A 17,468-nucleotide genomic window follows, 5' to 3' on the forward strand; every position below is an offset into this window, starting at 1 on the left:
GACATGTCGAAGCTGGAGGAGATGGACGAGCTGAGGGGAAAGGCGGAGGGCTAGAAGAGGACGGGGCGGGAGACGACTAAATCAATTTGCGAAAGAATCTTGACGGTACCGCCGCATAATTCACTTTGTTAGACCGTCTGCCGCAATGTAACTTAACAAAAAAGCCGGAAGACAAAAGTCTTCCGGCAGCAGCCTAAAGGACGACATATCCCGTAGCGGCTATAAGCCCACAGAATCCGCTCCATGAGCAGCCTGCTCGGCGGTAAACCCTTCAAATTGAAGTTGGCTTATCAGCCCTGCACGAGAGAAGTTCATAAACCTCATGTAACTTTTCGCCGACATCTCCGCTTGATCCATCCAGTCAGCCCCACAATGGTCCGCTGCAAAAGTTGCATCTTCGTTCGAATAGCCTTCGAACTCAAGCTGCTCGATAAGCCTCTGGTGAGAGAAGCCACCCATGCGCAGATAGGAAGCAGCAGTTCCAAGAGCATTCCTCTGTGATGTGGAGACAGTGATTGAATACTCTTCGCTCTGGAGTGTCGTCCCGCACGCGGTGCACTTTATCTCGCGCTTGCCCGGAAGAACTGATCCAGTAGATGTAACCGTGGACTCGACCGTAACCTGCCAGTCTCCCGGAACATGATCGAGTTTTTCAATCTCCTCTTCCACATCTTTATTGCAGCGTTTACAAGTCGCCTTCTTCATGCCGGCCTCAACACAAGAAGCTTCCTTTGTAACCGTCCACTCTCCAAGGTCATGTCCCAACGCAGTGCCCTGTGTCTCACCGCATATCGCACAAGTCTTCGGTGAAGTACAAGTAGCGTCTTCCCACTTATGCCCCTTTGGCTTTCCTTCCGTATATCCGCACAGCCCACATGTTGACGGCTCAGTGCATGTCGCCCTAAGCATCTTATGTCCATGAGCCTTGCCTCGTGTCGCCCCACAAAGGGCGCACGTAGACGGCTCAGTACAGGTTGCATTGCTCCATTGGTGTATGCAAAGCACATGAGTTCCAAAGAGAATTCCGAATAGCACAATGACGACGGCAGCGATCAAGCCAACCTTCACCTCGATGCGGGCATCCTTGAGCCCCTTTTTCTTGGTGCCGGTACCCTTATTCTCTTGCGTCACCTCTTCGGAAGGTTGTTCCTTGCCATCTTCCTGCGGTTTGATTTTCTCTGCCATATCTATTCACCGTCCTTTTCCTCTGCCCTGCCATCTCTAAGCGTTATGAAGGACTTAACCAAAAGGAAGTCGGCCAAAAGTAGAGAGGCAGTACCAAAAGCCGCCCCGTCAACGGCAGACGTTAGCCAAAACACGCCAAGCAAGAAAAGCAGTGCGCCAAATGTGAAACCGAGACCCATCACGATTTTACGCACATTGGCGTTTCTCCGGGCTTTCTTCTCTTCTTCAATCTGGTTTTGATCGAAGCTATTCTTGACCGCCTCGTGTCGTGCCTTTGCTTCTTCAATGACGGAGGCAGATGCGATTTCCTGCTTTTCAAGACGGCTACGAGCCTCATCAATTGCGGTGGTGTCTTTTTCGAGCATCACCAACCTCTGAGTAAGCTCAGCAAGCTCCGCATCCATCTCCCCCTTGCGGTTGCCCAACGTTTTGATTTGTTTCTTTGTTTCAGCAACAAGTCTGCGTGCATCTAGCTCCATCTTTGGATCGAGTTCCACAACGGCGCTATCGACACTAGAGACAATTGAGATGAACAGTTTTCGCTCGTCCTGAACCTCGGATTTCGACTTAACACCCTTTCGCCCGCCGACGACGGCGCCAACAGGGCCGGCAACCGCGCCACCGATAACAGCACCCGCAACGCTGGTGCCGCCACCCCTTACCGTTGTCTCAGAGTAAACATTTCCGCTCGAATTAACCTCTATCTCCAGATCGTCGGAAAGTGGAATAGACTTCGCCTCCGCAACGATTCGATCGCCATAGAGCACGATGCCGGCAAGGGTTTGAACATGACCGTAAAAACCGTTACGAGCTTGCTCGATTTCGTCCTTGCAGTTTTTTATTTGTCGTTCGTGCTCTTTTGTAACGCGTTTTAATTCATTCTCAGAATCCTTGAGAATCTTCTTTTGATCTCGCGTGATTGCATCAAGTTCACGCTTTGAAGCGCTTATTTGTTCGAGCGCTCCCCCTAGTTTATAATTCGCCATCCTACCCCTTTCTTCAACACAGCACGAATAGTTTAATTGCCCTCAGAGACAGGGCGATCACAAAACTTGCGATCGGCGGGTTTAGTCGGCTAGGGGTTGTCGTTTACCAAAATGTAACGTATCCCCTTCCTAATCCCTAGCGAATCGCTATACTTTATTGAATCGCATTGCCATGGCGCTAAGGGAGGGCGGCCGGTGAGCTTTATCAATACCATTCGCGAGGACATCAAGACCGTCCAGACGCAGGACCCCGCCGCGCAAAACGGTCTGGTCATCTTCCTTTCCTATCCTGGCCTGCACGCCAAGTGGAACCACGTGCCCGAGCACTGGCTGTGGGAGCACGGTCATCGCTCGCTCGCCCGTGTGCTCTCGCAAATCACCCGCCACATCACCGGGGTCGAGATTCATCCCGCTGCACAGATCGGAAAGCATTTCTTTATCGACCACGCCATGGGCGTCGTCATCGGCGAAACCACCATCGTGGGCGACAACTGCGTGCTCTACCAGGGCGTCACGCTTGGCGGCACCGGCAACGAAACCGGCAAGCGCCACCCCACCCTGGGCAACAACGTCACCGTGGGCACGGGCGCCAAGGTGCTCGGCAACATTCGCATCGGCAACAACGTCAAAATCGGCGGCAACTCGGTTGTCGTCAAGGACGTGCCCGACAACTGCACCGTCGTGGGCGTACCGGGACGCATCATCAAGCGCAACGGCTGCCGCGTGTTCGAGGAGAGCTTCGACGCCAAGCAGCACCGCGAGTACATGCCTGACGATGCCGCCGAGCAGTCCGCCCTCAACCGTCAGGGCATCACCGAGAACGCCCGCCGCGTCAAAGAACTCGAGCAAGAGGTAGCCGAGCTCAAAGCCCTCGTTGCCAAACTTGTGGACGAACGCTAGACGCGGACGGCCAATGACAACATTCGCGCCAGCGCAAAGGCGCGCCAGGGAATCTATCCCCGGCGCGCCTTATTTCCGATGCGACAAGGGGGCCGCCCCCATGTCGCATTATGCGAACTGGCTCAGATAGAGGTCGGCGTAGGCGCCCTCGGCAGCCAGCAACTCCTTATGCGTGCCCTGCTCGATAATGTTGCCGTGATCCATGACCAAGATCAGGTCGGCGTCCACGATCGTCGACAGGCGATGCGCGATCACAAAGCTGGTGCGCCCGCGCATAAGCGCGTCCATGGCGCGACCGATGGCGAGCTCGGTACGCGTGTCCACGCTCGACGTCGCCTCGTCCAGGATGAGAATCGCCGGGTTGTTGAGCAGCACGCGTGCGATGGTCAACAGTTGACGCTGCCCTTGGCTAATGCTCTCGGCATCGTTGGCCACCCGCGTGTCATAACCCTGCGGCATGGTGCGCACAAAGAAGTCGACCTGCGCGGCGCGCGCAGCCGCCACGATCTCGTCGCGCGTCGCCTCGGGACAGCCGTAGGCGATGTTTTCGGCAATCGTGCCGTCAAACAGCCAGGCGTCCTGCAGCACCATGCCAAACTGCTGGCGCAGCTCGCCGCGGTCCATACAGCTCGTATCCACGCCGTCGAGCGTAATGCGCCCGCCGTCAATCTCGTAGAAGCGCATGAGCAGGTTGATGAGTGTCGTCTTGCCTGCGCCCGTGGTTCCCACCACCGCAATCTTCTGGCCCGGCTCGGCGATAAACGACACGTCGCGCATAAGCGGCTTGTCGGGCGAATAACCAAAACGCACGTGCTCAAAGGAGACGCGGCCCTCAATGCGACCCGGCAGCCTGGCAGCCTCACCCGGCAGCGGATCGGCTTCCATCTCGGGCTCATCGAGCAGGTCGAACACGCGCTCCGCACTCGCCAGCGCGCTCTGCAGCGAGTTGAAAGTGAACGACAGCTGCGTCATGGGTTCGGACGCCCCGTAGATAAACTGGAAGAACGCCTGGAACACGCCGACGGTCATGTGGCCGGCGACCAGCATGCTGCAGCCCACCAGCGCGATCACGATCTGCGCCAAACGGCCGATAAAGCGAACCGCAGGGCCGACGGCATTGATCATAAAGTCGGCCTTGGTACTCACGCGCGCTAGCTCCCTCGAGGCCTCGTGCACCTCAGCAGAGCTCTGATGCTCGCGGTTAAATGCGCGAATCACCAAACGGCCCGAATAGCCTCCCTCGACCGCGCTCGTGATTTTGGACACCCACTCCTGACGCTCGCCCGTCACATCATGCGTACGGCGCGAAACCACCTTGGTTACCAGCAGCGATACCGCCGTAAAGCCCAAAAAGACCAACGTGAGCTTGACGCTATAGACAAACATCATGATGATGGCACCCGTCACGGTACCGATCGATACCAGCAGCTGCAGCAATCCGCGCTGCATACTCTCGGACATCTTGTCCAAGTCGTTGGTCGCGCGGCTGACCACTTCGCCGGGGCGATGCGCGTCAAAGTAGGCGAGCGGCAGGCGGCTGAGCTTCTGCGCGATGCGGTTGCGCAGACGCAGGTTGAGTCGCTCGGCGACGCTCGACATCAAAAAACTCTGCAGCGCATAGAACGATCCGGCGGCTGTCCAGATCAAAAAGTAGACAAAGATGGTCTTACCGCACTGATCCCAGGTGATGCTGAAGGTCGTTCCGCTGGCAAACGCCACCTGTATATGGCCCCACAGCTCGTCGATAACATGAGCGCTATATGCCGGCGCGGCGGTGTTAAAGATGACGTAGAACACAATGCTCGCGAATACAATATAGAAGCGCCAATGGTCGCCGGCGGCCTCGCTCCACAAGCGGCGCACCGTCGCCCAGGTGTCCCGGGGCGTCTCGTCCTCTTCTTCGTCGTCCACGTCGCGCATACGCTCTGCCTCGGCACGGGCGCGCTCGTCCTCGGCACGCTCGTTTTCCTCGTACAGTGCCTGGCGACGAGCCTCGCGCTCGGCCGCGGCCCTGGCGGCGGCATCCAGCTCGGTCGACGCGGCAGACTGCTCGACCGCTTCCTCGGCCGCGTCCACAACGACGGCATCGATAGCGTCGCTGCGCTTCTTGAGCTCCTCGGTCATGCTACTCACCTCCCTTCATCTGCGATTCCGCGATGGCGCGGTACACCTCGCAGGTTTCCATAAGTTCCTCGTGCGCGCCCAGGCCCACGACCTCGCCATCCTTGAGCACGACAATCTGGTCGGCATGCAAAATCGTCGAGATGCGCTGCGCGATGATGAGCACCGCGGCGTCGCGCGTCTCGTCCTGCAGCGCATGGCGCAAGGCCGCATCGGTTTTAAAGTCCAGGGCCGAAAAGCTGTCATCGAAGATATACAGATCGGCATGCTTCATGAGCGCACGGGCGATTGCCAGACGCTGGCGCTGGCCGCCCGAAAAGTTCGTACCGCCCTGGGCAACCGGAGTATCGAGCCCCTGCGGCTGATCGAGTACAAAGGTGCTCTGGGCAACCTGCAGCGCGTGAAGCATGTCCGCCTCGGTCGCGTCCTCGTTGCCAAAGCGCAGATTGCTTGCCACGGTGCCCGAGAACAGCCACGCCTTCTGCGGCACATAGGCGATGCGCCCGCGAATCTCATCTTGCGAAAGCTCGCGCAGATCGATGCCGTCCAGGCGAATGGCGCCCTTGGTGGCATCGTGGAAGCGCAGCAGAAGCTTTGCCACCGTCGACTTGCCCGAGCCTGTCGAGCCCACAATCGCGGTCGTCTGACCGCGACGACAGGCAAAGCTCAGGTCGCACAGGGTATCCTCGTCGGCGTCGTCAAAGCGAAACGACATGTGGTCGAACACGGCAACAGCATCCGCATCGTCCTCGGAGGCAGGCGTCCCGTCACCCAGCGTACGCTCGCCGTCCACGATGCTCGGCTCAATCTCCAACACCTGCTGCGCACGGTTCAGGCACGCGGCAGCACGCGGAAGCGTCAGCACCACCATCTGGGCCATCATCACAAAGAACAGGATCAGAATTGCATACTCCAGCACCGCCGAGATGCTCGCGATCTGCATGGCGTGGGCGCCCACCCGGTTACCGCCCACCCACAGCACCGCCACCTCGGCGATGTTCATCAAAAAGAAGCTGGAGCTGTCAAGGCCCACAAACAGGTGGTTGACCTTTATTGCGTTGGCGGCGTAGTCGCTAAACACCTCGTCCAGGCGCCGCTCCTCGTGATGCTCTTTATTAAAAGCACGAATAACGCGCACGCCCACAATATTCTCGCGCAGCACCACGTTCATGCGGTCGATAAAGCCCTGTAGGCGCATAAAAATCGGTGCCGCATTGGCAACCGTAAAGACCGCCGCAACCAGCACGATCGCAACCACGACGCCCAGAAGCACGCCCATGGCCGGATCGATGAGCCAGGCGAAGATGATGCCCGCCACAGCCAAGAACGGCACGGGCAGCACCAGCTGAATCGTCTGAAGGACAGCCTGTTGAATCACGTTGATGTCGTTGAGTGAGCGTGTGATCATCGATCCGGTGCCAAAGCGCTCAAAATCGCTGGCAGACAGCTCGAGTGATTTGTCGTAGACGGCATTGCGGATATCGCAGGCCACGTTAGCCGCCAGACGCGCCGAAAGATAGCAGCCCAGCACCGTGCCGCCGCTAGCCATGCTCGTCGCGATAAACATGTATAGGCCGTTGCATAAGATGTAGTCGACATCGCCCGTGGTAATACCGGTGTTGACCATGTTCGCCAGCATCGTGGGAACCAACAGCGTACCGACGTTATCCACCAGCAGCGCCAGCAGCGTCACTGCGACAAGCCCTCGATAGGGCTTCAAAAACCTCATTAACAGTCGCACGACTCACCCTCACCTTGATTCTCGGCAGCGATATGCTGCTTAAAGACATCGCACTCATCGCCGAGCGCATGGGAAAATTTTTCGATTAGGCGCATGATTTCGCGCTGTTCCCAGGGCTCGAGCACTTCGAAAGCCTGTTGCTCTGCTTCTTGCGCCGGCAGCGCATATTGCTCGGCAAACCGCATGCCCGCTTCGGTCAAACGCACAACCTTGTTCTTACGGCTGCCTTCGGCAAACTCCAACGTTGCGAAGCCCCGCGCCGTCAAGGTTTTAATTGCCGAGTTGATGGTCTGCTTGCTGTAGAACCATTCGCTTGTCAGACGGCTTACGGCAATACTGCCGCCTGCCGTGCTGGTATCGACGAGCATCCAGTAAGCGCAGTCCGAAAGGCCGCAGGCGCGCGAGAACTCCGAATAGATATGGTCGAGTCTATTGAGCAACCGGTCGAAGTCGACCGGCGTAACCGCACTATTCATCTATCCCACCATTCGATTGTCCGATTTTTGACCAATTTCGTGTCTCTAGATTAGTCCGAGCTTTGACTATCGTCAACAGGTTCTCCGCAAATGCCTACGCTTTTATGGCCTATCGGCAGAAAAAGACCGCCGGCGCGGGGGCGGCGCCAGCGGTCACGTGAAAATCGGGTTTCATTGCCTGTTAAGCGGCGACGGCCTCGTAGACCGTAGCGCCCGAGAAGCTATCGTGCAGGCTTTTGCCGCAGATCCAAGGCAGCTCGACGACCTCGCAGAGCGTGTTGACCAGCTCGGAGCAGTCAGTAAAGTGGCCCTTATCGTTGAGGGCCTCGCAATCCTGAACACGCCAATAGCCATCGGTGTGCGTGATGTAGTACTCGTGATCGTCAATCGTCACAAAAGCGCGTGTCTTGGAACGCAGCAGCTTCAGAAATCCTTCGAAATCGGTCTCGACGACATCTCCAGCCTGGAACATGATAGTTACCTCCTGGCCCGGCGCCACCACGGCGCGTTGATAAACGTTGGTACTCCTTTAGTAAAACCTTTATCAGAGGTTATGCGTTCGTCATTTAGGCAAGTGGTAAAAACCGCAGGGCAGACGGGATAAAACGTTTAACCATCCCATTGGCTTGTCACATTTTGAAGGTACTTTTATGCAAACCTACTTACCCAATTGGAATCTATCCTGTTGCCGGGCACTTGACCGTCTATCGTTTGAGCCCGACGGGTATGAACGGGGCATCTGCAACGCCACCGCAAGGAGACACCATGGAGACTATCGAAGCACTCATTCACCGCCGCAGCTGCCGCAAATACAGCGATCGTCCCGTCGAGGCCAAAAAGCTTGCACGTATTATCGAAGCCGGCCAATATGCACCGAGCGGCATGGGCCGCCAGCCGGTGACGTTTGTCGCCGTCACCGACCCCGCGACCGTCGAGCGTCTCTCACAGCTCAACGCCCAGGTCATGGGCAGCAACAGCGACCCCTTCTATGGCGCCAAGACCGTTGTGGTGGTGCTGGTTGACCGCAGCGTGCCCACACATCTGGAAGACGGCTCGCTCGCCATGGGCAACTTGCTCAACGCCGCCTATGCACTGGGTGTCGATTCGTGCTGGATTCACCGCGCGCATGAGGTCTTTGACTCGCCCGAGGGCCTGGAGCTGCTGGCCAGCTGGGGCCTGCCCGCCGACGGCAGCCTGCGCGGTGTCGGTAACTGCATTCTGGGCTATGCCGAGGACACGCTACCCGAGGCAAAGCCGCGCCGCGACAACGTGGTGTATGTTAGGTAATTTGTTCCGCCGTTCTACCGAACGGCGGACCGCTTGACGCTACGCGCGCCGCATTCACGCCAATCTGACGTTCATTTTCGAGGGCGCGAAGAAGGTCAGCGCCCTCTCATTTCACGTCACCTTGGCGCAAATGCGGCCCGCTCGCTGTTGGCGACTGACATCGAATGAGCTGCTGCTGGCATTCGACACTTGGGCAGCTAAAAGGCCCCGTCCCAAATTTGCTACCCCACTAGCAACTTATCTTGCCGATGGATTTGTCGTCGTTTCATTCGTTCGAGTCGCTTTGGCGCCATCGCCCTGTTCGCCTTCATCCTTTTGAGCATCGGCAATGGTGGCAGCGGCTGCGACCATGCTGCGCTGGGGCGCGACGCCCGTCTGGGTCTGAACGCCCTCGACAACTTCTGTGCCTGCATGCGCGAGCTCGGGCGACTTAAACATTGCGTCCAGATTGGCCCCGCCGCCGGCGTAACCGAGCGCCGCGAGCGCGATGACAATCACCGCGACAACGACCGCGATCGGAACATAGCGATGCCAGCCTGCGGGATTGAGGCCGCTACGGCGAGCAGCGCCACGGCTAATGTAGCCGAGCGTTCCATCGTGCTTGAGCTTTGACCCCACCACACGTTTACGGCCCCACAGCGATGATTCGGCCTGCATGGCCAAGCGAGCGCTTGCCGAAGGATAACCATATTTAGTGCGTTTGAACGAGCCGTCGAACCCCGAGGCGCTTTTGCCCCACGTCCGTGAAGTCGTGCGACGGTTGACCGGCGCCGCGGGCTTTCGAACCCGATTTGTTTTTGAAGTCTCCGCCATACTCCCCGCACGCCGTAACACAGTCGAAACAATACTGCTTTGGACTGTATCACACGCGCCGCGCGCGGTCACGGGCGCCTCGCTTAACGGTCGTCGTCCTTCAGCAGGCGCCACAGGGTCGTACGGCTTATGCCTAGTACTTCGGCAGCTCGGGTCCTGTTGCCGTGAAGGTGGCCTACGACCAGCCGTGCGATATCACGCTCGGTATCGGCCAGTGGGCGCAAGATATACAGATCGCTATCGAGCGTCGGGGCACCAAAGGTCGCGGTCTTGACAACGTCCTCCTGGGCGAGCACCTCCTCCGCCACCGCCCGCTCGGCTGTACCCGTCCTCACTAATATATAAAGTCGTTCCGAAACCTCACGAAGCTGCAGATAGTTACGGGGCCATCGATAGGCATCGAGTGTCTTTGCCGCCCCGGACGACAAGGCGGGTGTTGCCGTCTCAAACATATCTGCCAGATACTCCAGATAGCGCGCAACCTTTTCCGACGCGCCGCCCTGCTCGGCAATCGCCGGCGCCACACTCACTGCACAGGCCAGACGCTCGGTTACAAAAGCAGCCTGATCGCTTTCGCCGCCGCCTGGCATGTCGTTTGCCGTCAACACCACATGGCAACGAGTTGCGAGCGCCGTGTCGATCATTGCGGACACGAGCTCGCGCAGGCGTTGGGGGCCAACGGCATGCCAGCCGCCCATGCAAAGTGTCAGCCCCGTTTGGAATAGCGGCGATTCGGAACTTTTGAGCAGATGGCGCCAACCGCGATCCGTAAGCTCATCGAGCGCAACGGACACAAAGGGCTGATCGGCATAGGGTCCATCCAGGTACAGGCGTTTTGCAATCTGATCCTGTCCCGCGCCCAGCTCGCCCTCGAGCATAAGGGGCACTCCGCGCGCATAGCTCTCCCGTACGGGGGCAGCGACCGCTGCCGCGTTTTCGACGATGCCGTACGCGCTCGATTCGTAGCGGGCCTCAACTTCGTCGGCGTTGAGCCACTCGATGCCCGCATGCGCCGCGGCGGCGCGCACCTCGCGGACCACGATGACCCAAAGGCCCCCGCCCTCTTTATCGGTGGGGCGAACGGTCAGGCTCAGGCGCGTACCCGCACGCCCCATAACCAGACGCGCGCCGTCTCCTATGCGGTCGAGGCGCTCAGCGACAAAAGCCGCCACATCCCGCTCAAGCGCCGCGTCATTCATGGTCGAGATCGCGACGTCCCCACGCGCATCGATTGCCAATGCCGAGGCCCCGGCAGCAGCTAGGGCATCGGTCAAGATGTTCAGCTTGGCATCGCTATCCATGATTTGCCCCTGTCCGCTGCGACGTACAACCGCCGACGGTCGCACGACCGAGTGTTTCAAAATTGAACGATATTGCTCACCAAACACTATAGGGCAGAAAGCGCCGTCCTGCGAGTATAGGTGTTGCCCCGCATCGCCATCCTGGCGGGGCGATAAGAGCTCTTCGGGATCTATTAACCTGCGGACAAGCCACACCCGCAAGAGCTCCTATCGCTCCACCGCGAGGATGCGGCCACCGGCAACCAGCACGTAAATGGGCTACTTCTCTACCAGATTCCCAGCACGTGCTGCATTCCCAAACCCATGCACGCAATGCCAATCCAGCAGCAAAAGCCCAATGCGATGGGCTTGCCGCCTTTTTTGACCAGCTCGACGATATCGGTATTAAAGCCAATAGCCGCCATGGCCATCACGATAAAGAACTTCGACAGCTCCTTGATGGGCGCCGTAACGGACGCGGGAAGCTGAAACACTGTGGTGACCACACTCGCCAGCACAAAGAACAGCACAAACATGGGAAACGCGCGCTTAAGGGAGAACGTGCTTTTGGCGTCGCCGCCGGCCTTGCGCGCCAGATGCATCTGCCAGCATGCGAGGACCAACGTGATGGGAATAATGGCCAGCGTCCTGGTGAGCTTGACTACCGTAGCGCTCTCGAGCACATTGGCGCCAGGATGCATACTGTCCCAGGCGCTCGCCGCAGCCGTTACAGACGAGGTGTCGTTGATAGCGGTACCGGCAAACAGGCCAAAGCCCTCGTTGGTCAGCCCAAGCATGCCTCCAAGCGTTGGAAACACGAGCGCCGCGATAACGTTAAACAGGAAGATGACCGAAATAGCCTGGGCAATCTCGCGATCGTCGGCATCGATGACGGGCGCGGTCGCGGCGATGGCGGAACCGCCGCAAATCGACGAACCCACACCCACAAGCGTCGCGATCTTGCCCGGCACGTTCATAACGCGGCAGAGCACAAAGGCGATGACGAGCGAGGTCAAGATCGTAGCCACGATAATCGGCAACGACTGGGCGCCTTTGGACAGAATCTGCGAGAGGTTCATGCCAAAGCCAAGCAGGATAACCGCGTACTGCAAGACTTTTTTAGACGTATAGGTGACGCCGGCGGCGAGCTGTTCGCGACGATTCTTGGGAAAGACGAGCGCCAGAACCATGCCAAAGAGGATGGCAAATACCGGCCCACCGACCACCTCAATCTGTTTGCCGAGCAACGACGCAGGGATGGCGATGATCAGGCAGAACAAGACACCCTTCCAGCGCTCGCGTACGATATTTACCAGTTGCATATGGGATTCCTTCTTTCTATTTCACGTTTGCGATGGCTTATGATACGGCAACATCGAGCACAGCCATACGCAAAAACAGACTAAGATGCCGCAATAGTCCTCGGGCAACAACCGAATTACCCAGCGCGGAGAGCTGATTCGCGGCATAATTAACAATTGACATATGAGTGTGATAGAACAGTTGCGAGGCACTATGGAAGAATCGATGCACGTCGGCGAGCAGGAAACGAGCCTACAGGACCAGTCCTACCACACCATTCGACGCAAAATAGTCTACCTGGACTACAAGCCGGGCGAAAAGTTGGGCGTCAAGCAGCTTTGTGACGACCTAGATATGGGGCGCACCCCTGTGCGCGAGGCACTGGTGCGTCTGGCGCAAGAGGGCCTAGTGCGCACCGTGCCCCAAAGCGGCACCTATGTCTCGCCCATCAACCTCACCCTTGCCGAGAGTGCCTGCTACATTCGCGAACACCTGGAAAAGCAGGTGATTGTGGAGTGCTGCGCCCGTGCCACCTCGGTAGGCATCGAGCAGCTCGACCGAGCCATCGCGCTGCAGGAAAAAGCCATGGCCGAAGAGGACCGCATCGGCTTCTTTTTAAGCGACAACCTCATGCACCGCATGATCTTTAGCATCGCGTGCCGCAGCACCGTGTGGTCGTGGCTCGAGGCGACCAATGCCGACCTGGAGCGCTTCCGCTGGCTGCGCGCCGCTACGCAGGCGCTCGACAATCAGGAGATTGTTAACGAGCACAAGCAAATCCGCCGCGCCATCGCCGGTCGCGATCCTATCGAGGCAAGCTTTTTGGTCAGCAAGCACCTGCATATGATGTTCCGCAACCAGACCGAGGTCCTGGACCAATATCCCGAGTACTTCGAGACCAGCAAGCTCCGCTAACCTGCCAAAAAGGGACAGGTTTATTTTGGCAGGTTTTACCTGGGCAAATGCAACAAGGCCCGGCTCCGCTGCAACGAAGCCGGGCCTTAGTTGTTAGGACGTAGGAACTCGATTACTCTACTGTGACACTCTTGGCCAGGTTGCGGGGCTGGTCAACGTCGCAACCGCGCAGGATGGCAACCTCGCGGGCGAGCAGCTGCAGCGGAACGCTCGCCGTGATGGGGCTGAATACGTCGCGGACGGCCGGCACGCGAATGATGCAGTCGGCGATCTTGTTGATTTCCTCGTCGCCCTCGGTAGCAACGACGATGACCTTGGCGCCGCGCGCCTTGCACTCCATGAGGTTCGACACCGTCTTGTCGTATGTTGCGCTTTTGGTTGCAACCGCGATAACGGGGAAACCCGGGTCGATCAGCGCGATAGGGCCGTGCTTCATCTCGCCGGCAGCATATGCCTCGGCATGCAGGTAGCTGACTTCCTTGAGCTTGAGCGCGCCCTCGTAGGAAATGGCGGCTCCCATGCCGCGACCCACGAACAGCGCAGACTGCGCGTCCTTGCAGACAAGCGCGGCCTCGTGCACGGCCTCGGTCTGCGTATCCAGGATCCACTGGATCTGCTCGGCCGTATCGGAAAGCTCGCGGAACAGCATGCGCGCCTGCTTGGTGGTCAGACGGTACTTAACCTGCGCCAGCAGCAGGGCCAAAAGCGTAAGGCTCACGACCTGACCGATGAAGCTCTTGGTCGAGGCAACCGCAATCTCCTTGTTAGCCTTGGTGTAGATAACGCCGTCGCTCTCGCGCGCCACCGGGCTGCCCAGCACGTTGGTGATGCCAAAGACCTTGGCGCCCTTGATGCGTGCATCGCGAATGGCGGCAAGGGTGTCGGCCGTCTCGCCCGACTGGGACACGGCCACGACAAGCGTCGTCGGCGTGATGATGGGGTTGCGATAGCGGAACTCGCTTGCCGCCTCGACCTCGGTAGGAATACGAGCCCAACCCTCAATAAGGTTCTTGGCGATAAGTCCGGCATGGTAGCTGGTGCCGCAGGCAATCACATACACGCGGTCGATATCGTTGAGCTCCTCGAGCGAAAGGCCCAGCTCGTCGATATCGAGCTCACCGGCGGGGGTCATGCGGCCCACCAGGGTATCACGCACGACGCGAGGCTGCTCATGGATCTCCTTAAGCATAAAGTCGGGATAACCGCCCTTTTCGGCCATATCCAGGTCCCAGTCGATATGGGTAAGCTTGGGCTCAATCACGTTGCCAGCCTCGTCGGTATACTCGACGCCTGCGGGCGTAAGCTTGGCAAACTGACCGTCTTCGAGCACCACGACATCGCGGGTGGCATCGATAAGCGCGATCACGTCGGAGGCAACGTAGGAGCCGGTTTCGCCGACACCGACCACAATCGGGGAGTCCTTGCGGGCCACGGCGATCACTCCGGGCTCATCGGCAGAAACGGCGGCCAAACCATAGGCGCCCACCACGTGGGTGCAGGCCTCGCGCACAGAAGCCATCAGGTCGTGTGTCTCGGCATAGGCCTCTTCGATCAAGTGCGCAAAGACCTCGGTGTCGGTCTCGCTCTTAAAGTGATGGCCGCGGCCCTCCAGCTCCTCACGCAGCTCGGCGAAGTTCTCGATGATGCCGTTGTGGACGATGGCGATGCGACCGTCGCAGCTGGTGTGGGGATGGGCGTTGACAACGGAGGGCTTGCCGTGGGTAGCCCAGCGGGTGTGGCCGATGCCGCAGGTGGCGTCGCTGTCGACATTGGTAAGTTCGCTCTCCAGGCCCGCGACCTTGCCCACGCGGCGAATGACGTCGAGGTGAGCCGCCGTGCCCTCGCCCACCTCGAGTGCGACGCCCGAGGAGTCATAGCCGCGATATTCCATACGCTTAAGGCCCGTGACAAGGATGTTCTTTGCAATATCAGAGCCGGTGTAGCCGACAATTCCGCACATAGGATAAATCCCTTCGCTCGCGTGACTGCAAAACGTCCACGCACAAGGGGCGCTGAGACGTATAACGTTCGAGTATTGTACTCACGCAAGCGCAAGCTGATATACCAGAAGTGGTATCTCAACTTAGATACCACCCGATGCACACACGTTCAGCCGGTCCAAACCACCACAAAGGTGCCTGTTCCCCTTCGTGGTGGTCGCGTTGGCAATAGCGTTTCCCCAGATAAAACCTGCCAAAATAAACCTGTCCCTAATTGGCAGGTTTTGACACCCTAGGGACGGGCGATGCTACAATCTGGCTTGTACTTGAAACGCATCAAAGGGGCCGCTATGGCAAAGGTAAAAATCAGCGACGTCGCACGCGAGGCAGGGGTCTCGCTGGGCACGGTATCCAACGCGCTCAACCATCCCGAAAAGCTGCGCCCCGAGACCCTCAAAATCATCAACGAGACCATCAATCGCCTTGGCTACCTGCCCAACCAAAGCGCCCGCCAGCTCGCAGGAGGCACCACCAAGTCCTTTGGCCTGGTCCTCCCCCGTCTCGACCACGGCTTCTCGCTCCAAATTGCCAGCGGTGCCCATAACGAGGCCCGCAAGCACGGTTACGACCTGCTTATCGCCAACGCCGATAACGACGACATCCTCGAAGACCACTACCTGCGCTATTTTATGGGCACGCAGATGTCCGGCGTCATGGTTCAGCCCATGGCATCCCCCAATTGGCACCCCGCCATGACCAAGATGCCCGTGCCGATTGTCCATCTGGACATCCACTGTTCCGAGCCCGGTTACTACGTGGCCGCCGACAACGAGGCACAGGGGCGCATTATCGCCGAGCTCGCCATTGCCCGCGGCGCACGCCATATCACCGTTGTGGGCAGAGCGGCATTTATGCAGCTCACCCTGCGCGTGCTTGGCATTCACAAGACCCTCGCCCTTCATCCCGACATCAAAATTGAGGTCATTGACGCCGGAGAATGGAATACCGCTGCCGACGGTTACGGCATCGGCGCCCAGATTGCCGAGCGCTCTGCTGACGAGCGTCCGGATTTTGTCATCGGCCTAACCGACGTATTGGCCTCGGGTGTTATCTCAGCGTTGATCGACAAAGGCATCTCCGTCCCCAAGCAAGTTCGCGTGGCCGGCTGCGACGGCAACCCGCTTGCATGGAGCGGGTCGGTCCCTCTCACCACAGTTGCACCGCCGGGTTACGAAATTGGCCGCAAGGGCGTGCAGCTGCTCGTGGAGCAAATCGAGAACAAGGCGCCGACAAAAACCAAACGCGTCCGTATCGGCTCCGCCGCACGCACCGTCACCGAGGTCACAGCCGCCGAGGACATCAACCGTCAGGAACTCGTGCGGCCGTTCCTCTTAGAGCGCGCCAGTACCCAGGCGGGCAGCCAAGCCGAAGCCACCGCCATCAACCTGGGCGCGTATCTATAGCACGTCGACCAGTATGCCAAAACGCAGCTTAAGCAAAAGAGGCCCGGCCATTGCCGGACCCCTTATGCTTAAGCGTAAATGTGGGCAATTGCCCGTTTCAACGCCGCAGCTGTCTAGCGCACGGCCTTGACCGCCGCCGTCAGGTCGAACAGCGTATCGAGCACGGCCTCGCAGCCATCCACCACATTCTGCGGCAGCGGCACAATGTCGGGGACGGCAAAGACATGGCAGCCGGCCGTAATACCCGAGACGCAGCCGTTGCGCGAATCCTCGACCACGGCGCATTCCTCGGGGGCGAAGCCCGCGCGCTCGCAGGCAAGCAGATACATCTCGGGGTCGGGCTTGCCGTGCACGACGTCCTCGCCGCAGGTCACCGTCTCAAACTTGTCAAAAAGGCCGACCATCTTAAGGTTGCGCTCGGCCGTAGCGAGGCGCGACGACGTCGCTAGACCCACGTGATAGCCCGAAGCCAGCAGCTCGCCTATGCACTCGGCGGCACCGGCCTTAAGCTCCAAATCGGTCTTGACCATCTCGTCGCGAATCTCCTTGTGGCGAGCATAGATCGCCTCGGTGGTTTCATGGCTGCCGTAATGCTTATCAAGGATGTCCATGACATCGGGCAGCGTGCGGCCGATAAACTGATGGATCAGCGCATCATCAATCGCGACCCCCAGCTCGGCAGCGCCCGCCTTCCATGCCTTGATGCCCAAACGCTCGGTATCGACCAGCGTTCCGTCCATGTCAAAAATTACAGTCTTGATCATATCGGTCCCCTCACCGGATTGCATTACGGCCACTCTAGCGCACTTTACAAACTTGTATATAACGTATATAGCATATTGCACTATCGTTACATAGGCAGAAGTCATATGACGAGCAGTCCGATAGGATTATAGTTTTCGACCGAGTACTCAATGGTAAGGATTGTTTTATGCTTTCAGACACTATCGCACCTGCAAAGGAGCTTCAGGACAAACTCGCGGCGCTCGAACAGCTGCTTTTGGCATACGGACGCGTCGCCATCGGCTTTTCCGGTGGCGTCGACAGCAGCTTTTTGGC

At 58.6% G+C, this 17,468-nt stretch carries 15 protein-coding genes; 4 read left to right on the plus strand and 11 right to left on the minus strand.

Annotated features, from left to right (window positions below):
- Positions 1 to 219: 219 nt before the first annotated feature.
- Together ACTQ0H_RS08640 and ACTQ0H_RS08645 are read right to left on the minus strand one after the other, a co-directional pair.
- The gene (locus tag ACTQ0H_RS08640; RefSeq protein WP_441548062.1) at positions 220 to 1,185 is read right to left on the minus strand and encodes an Ltp family lipoprotein; all 966 of its coding nucleotides are present in this window, start codon (positions 1,183 to 1,185) and stop codon (positions 220 to 222) included.
- A 2-nt stretch (positions 1,186 to 1,187) separates the two neighbouring features.
- Positions 1,188 to 2,171, minus strand: a complete 984-nt coding sequence (locus tag ACTQ0H_RS08645) for a hypothetical protein (protein ID WP_441548063.1) — start codon at positions 2,169 to 2,171, stop codon at positions 1,188 to 1,190.
- 195 nt (positions 2,172 to 2,366) lie between these two features.
- Here ACTQ0H_RS08645 and cysE point away from each other — a divergent pair, with 195 nt between their 5' ends.
- Entirely contained in the window at positions 2,367 to 3,071 is a 705-nt protein-coding gene (gene cysE, locus ACTQ0H_RS08650; protein WP_370450655.1) for a serine O-acetyltransferase, read from the plus strand.
- A gap of 108 nt (positions 3,072 to 3,179) precedes the next feature.
- Here the strand turns inward: cysE and ACTQ0H_RS08655 are convergent, their stop codons facing one another.
- The 4 genes from ACTQ0H_RS08655 to ACTQ0H_RS08670 form a co-directional block, all read right to left on the minus strand.
- Positions 3,180 to 5,195 carry an ABC transporter ATP-binding protein gene (locus ACTQ0H_RS08655; protein WP_441548064.1) on the minus strand — a complete coding sequence of 672 codons (2,016 nt, stop codon included), beginning with the start codon at positions 5,193 to 5,195 and terminating at the stop codon, positions 3,180 to 3,182.
- Position 5,196: 1 nt separating this feature from the next.
- Entirely contained in the window at positions 5,197 to 6,921 is a 1,725-nt protein-coding gene (locus ACTQ0H_RS08660; RefSeq protein ID WP_441548065.1) for an ABC transporter ATP-binding protein, read from the minus strand.
- Positions 6,921 to 7,409: a MarR family winged helix-turn-helix transcriptional regulator gene (locus ACTQ0H_RS08665; RefSeq protein ID WP_441041392.1), complete on the minus strand. Its 489-nt coding sequence runs from the start codon at positions 7,407 to 7,409 to the stop codon at positions 6,921 to 6,923. Before ACTQ0H_RS08665 ends, ACTQ0H_RS08660 begins: the two co-directional genes overlap by 1 nt.
- A gap of 181 nt (positions 7,410 to 7,590) precedes the next feature.
- The gene (locus ACTQ0H_RS08670) at positions 7,591 to 7,881 is read right to left on the minus strand and encodes a CDP-alcohol phosphatidyltransferase (RefSeq protein WP_154517819.1); all 291 of its coding nucleotides are present in this window, start codon (positions 7,879 to 7,881) and stop codon (positions 7,591 to 7,593) included.
- Between the two features lie 293 nt (positions 7,882 to 8,174).
- Here ACTQ0H_RS08670 and ACTQ0H_RS08675 point away from each other — a divergent pair, with 293 nt between their 5' ends.
- Complete coding sequence (locus ACTQ0H_RS08675; protein WP_427794362.1) at positions 8,175 to 8,696, plus strand: nitroreductase family protein; 522 nt, start codon at positions 8,175 to 8,177, stop codon at positions 8,694 to 8,696.
- Positions 8,697 to 8,933: 237 nt separating this feature from the next.
- Here ACTQ0H_RS08675 and ACTQ0H_RS08680 read toward each other — a convergent pair whose 3' ends face one another.
- The 3 genes from ACTQ0H_RS08680 to ACTQ0H_RS08690 form a co-directional block, all read right to left on the minus strand.
- Complete coding sequence (locus ACTQ0H_RS08680; RefSeq protein WP_441538669.1) at positions 8,934 to 9,509, minus strand: hypothetical protein; 576 nt, start codon at positions 9,507 to 9,509, stop codon at positions 8,934 to 8,936.
- Between the two features lie 83 nt (positions 9,510 to 9,592).
- Complete coding sequence (locus ACTQ0H_RS08685; protein WP_441538667.1) at positions 9,593 to 10,810, minus strand: helix-turn-helix domain-containing protein; 1,218 nt, start codon at positions 10,808 to 10,810, stop codon at positions 9,593 to 9,595.
- Positions 10,811 to 11,076: 266 nt separating this feature from the next.
- Positions 11,077 to 12,111 (minus strand): YeiH family protein, encoded by a 1,035-nt coding sequence (locus tag ACTQ0H_RS08690; protein ID WP_427719780.1) that lies wholly within the window; start codon positions 12,109 to 12,111, stop codon positions 11,077 to 11,079.
- A gap of 193 nt (positions 12,112 to 12,304) precedes the next feature.
- Here ACTQ0H_RS08690 and ACTQ0H_RS08695 point away from each other — a divergent pair, with 193 nt between their 5' ends.
- Positions 12,305 to 13,006: a GntR family transcriptional regulator gene (locus ACTQ0H_RS08695; RefSeq protein ID WP_427719781.1), complete on the plus strand. Its 702-nt coding sequence runs from the start codon at positions 12,305 to 12,307 to the stop codon at positions 13,004 to 13,006.
- A gap of 112 nt (positions 13,007 to 13,118) precedes the next feature.
- Here ACTQ0H_RS08695 and glmS read toward each other — a convergent pair whose 3' ends face one another.
- Complete coding sequence (gene glmS, locus ACTQ0H_RS08700; RefSeq protein ID WP_427728812.1) at positions 13,119 to 14,966, minus strand: glutamine--fructose-6-phosphate transaminase (isomerizing); 1,848 nt, start codon at positions 14,964 to 14,966, stop codon at positions 13,119 to 13,121.
- A gap of 330 nt (positions 14,967 to 15,296) precedes the next feature.
- Here glmS and ACTQ0H_RS08705 point away from each other — a divergent pair, with 330 nt between their 5' ends.
- Positions 15,297 to 16,409 carry a LacI family DNA-binding transcriptional regulator gene (locus tag ACTQ0H_RS08705; protein WP_441538665.1) on the plus strand — a complete coding sequence of 371 codons (1,113 nt, stop codon included), beginning with the start codon at positions 15,297 to 15,299 and terminating at the stop codon, positions 16,407 to 16,409.
- A gap of 113 nt (positions 16,410 to 16,522) precedes the next feature.
- Here the strand turns inward: ACTQ0H_RS08705 and ACTQ0H_RS08710 are convergent, their stop codons facing one another.
- On the minus strand, positions 16,523 to 17,173 hold the full coding sequence (locus ACTQ0H_RS08710) for an HAD family hydrolase (RefSeq protein ID WP_441538663.1): 651 nt from the start codon (positions 17,171 to 17,173) through the stop codon (positions 16,523 to 16,525).
- Between the last annotated feature and the right edge of the window lie 295 nt (positions 17,174 to 17,468).

The organism is Collinsella sp. LCP21S3_A3 (genome assembly GCF_052118905.1).
In the GTDB taxonomy this organism is placed as follows: Bacteria; Actinomycetota; Coriobacteriia; order Coriobacteriales; family Coriobacteriaceae; genus Collinsella.

What these genes read in the sequence shown, in the direction of transcription:
- glmS (WP_427728812.1), bottom strand. Translation starts at nt 14,966, where the DNA reads ATGTGCGGAATTGTCGGCTACACCGGCTCTGATATTGCAAAGAACATC.
- ACTQ0H_RS08640 (WP_441548062.1), bottom strand. Translation starts at nt 1,185, where the DNA reads ATGGCAGAGAAAATCAAACCGCAGGAAGATGGCAAGGAACAACCTTCC.
- ACTQ0H_RS08670 (WP_154517819.1), bottom strand. Translation starts at nt 7,881, where the DNA reads ATGTTCCAGGCTGGAGATGTCGTCGAGACCGATTTCGAAGGATTTCTG.
- ACTQ0H_RS08655 (WP_441548064.1), bottom strand. Translation starts at nt 5,195, where the DNA reads ATGACCGAGGAGCTCAAGAAGCGCAGCGACGCTATCGATGCCGTCGTT.
- ACTQ0H_RS08645 (WP_441548063.1), bottom strand. Translation starts at nt 2,171, where the DNA reads ATGGCGAATTATAAACTAGGGGGAGCGCTCGAACAAATAAGCGCTTCA.
- ACTQ0H_RS08685 (WP_441538667.1), bottom strand. Translation starts at nt 10,810, where the DNA reads ATGGATAGCGATGCCAAGCTGAACATCTTGACCGATGCCCTAGCTGCT.
- ACTQ0H_RS08695 (WP_427719781.1), top strand. Translation starts at nt 12,305, where the DNA reads ATGGAAGAATCGATGCACGTCGGCGAGCAGGAAACGAGCCTACAGGAC.
- ACTQ0H_RS08675 (WP_427794362.1), top strand. Translation starts at nt 8,175, where the DNA reads ATGGAGACTATCGAAGCACTCATTCACCGCCGCAGCTGCCGCAAATAC.
- ACTQ0H_RS08705 (WP_441538665.1), top strand. Translation starts at nt 15,297, where the DNA reads ATGGCAAAGGTAAAAATCAGCGACGTCGCACGCGAGGCAGGGGTCTCG.
- ACTQ0H_RS08710 (WP_441538663.1), bottom strand. Translation starts at nt 17,173, where the DNA reads ATGATCAAGACTGTAATTTTTGACATGGACGGAACGCTGGTCGATACC.
- ACTQ0H_RS08680 (WP_441538669.1), bottom strand. Translation starts at nt 9,509, where the DNA reads ATGGCGGAGACTTCAAAAACAAATCGGGTTCGAAAGCCCGCGGCGCCG.
- ACTQ0H_RS08690 (WP_427719780.1), bottom strand. Translation starts at nt 12,111, where the DNA reads ATGCAACTGGTAAATATCGTACGCGAGCGCTGGAAGGGTGTCTTGTTC.
- ACTQ0H_RS08660 (WP_441548065.1), bottom strand. Translation starts at nt 6,921, where the DNA reads ATGAGGTTTTTGAAGCCCTATCGAGGGCTTGTCGCAGTGACGCTGCTG.
- ACTQ0H_RS08665 (WP_441041392.1), bottom strand. Translation starts at nt 7,409, where the DNA reads ATGAATAGTGCGGTTACGCCGGTCGACTTCGACCGGTTGCTCAATAGA.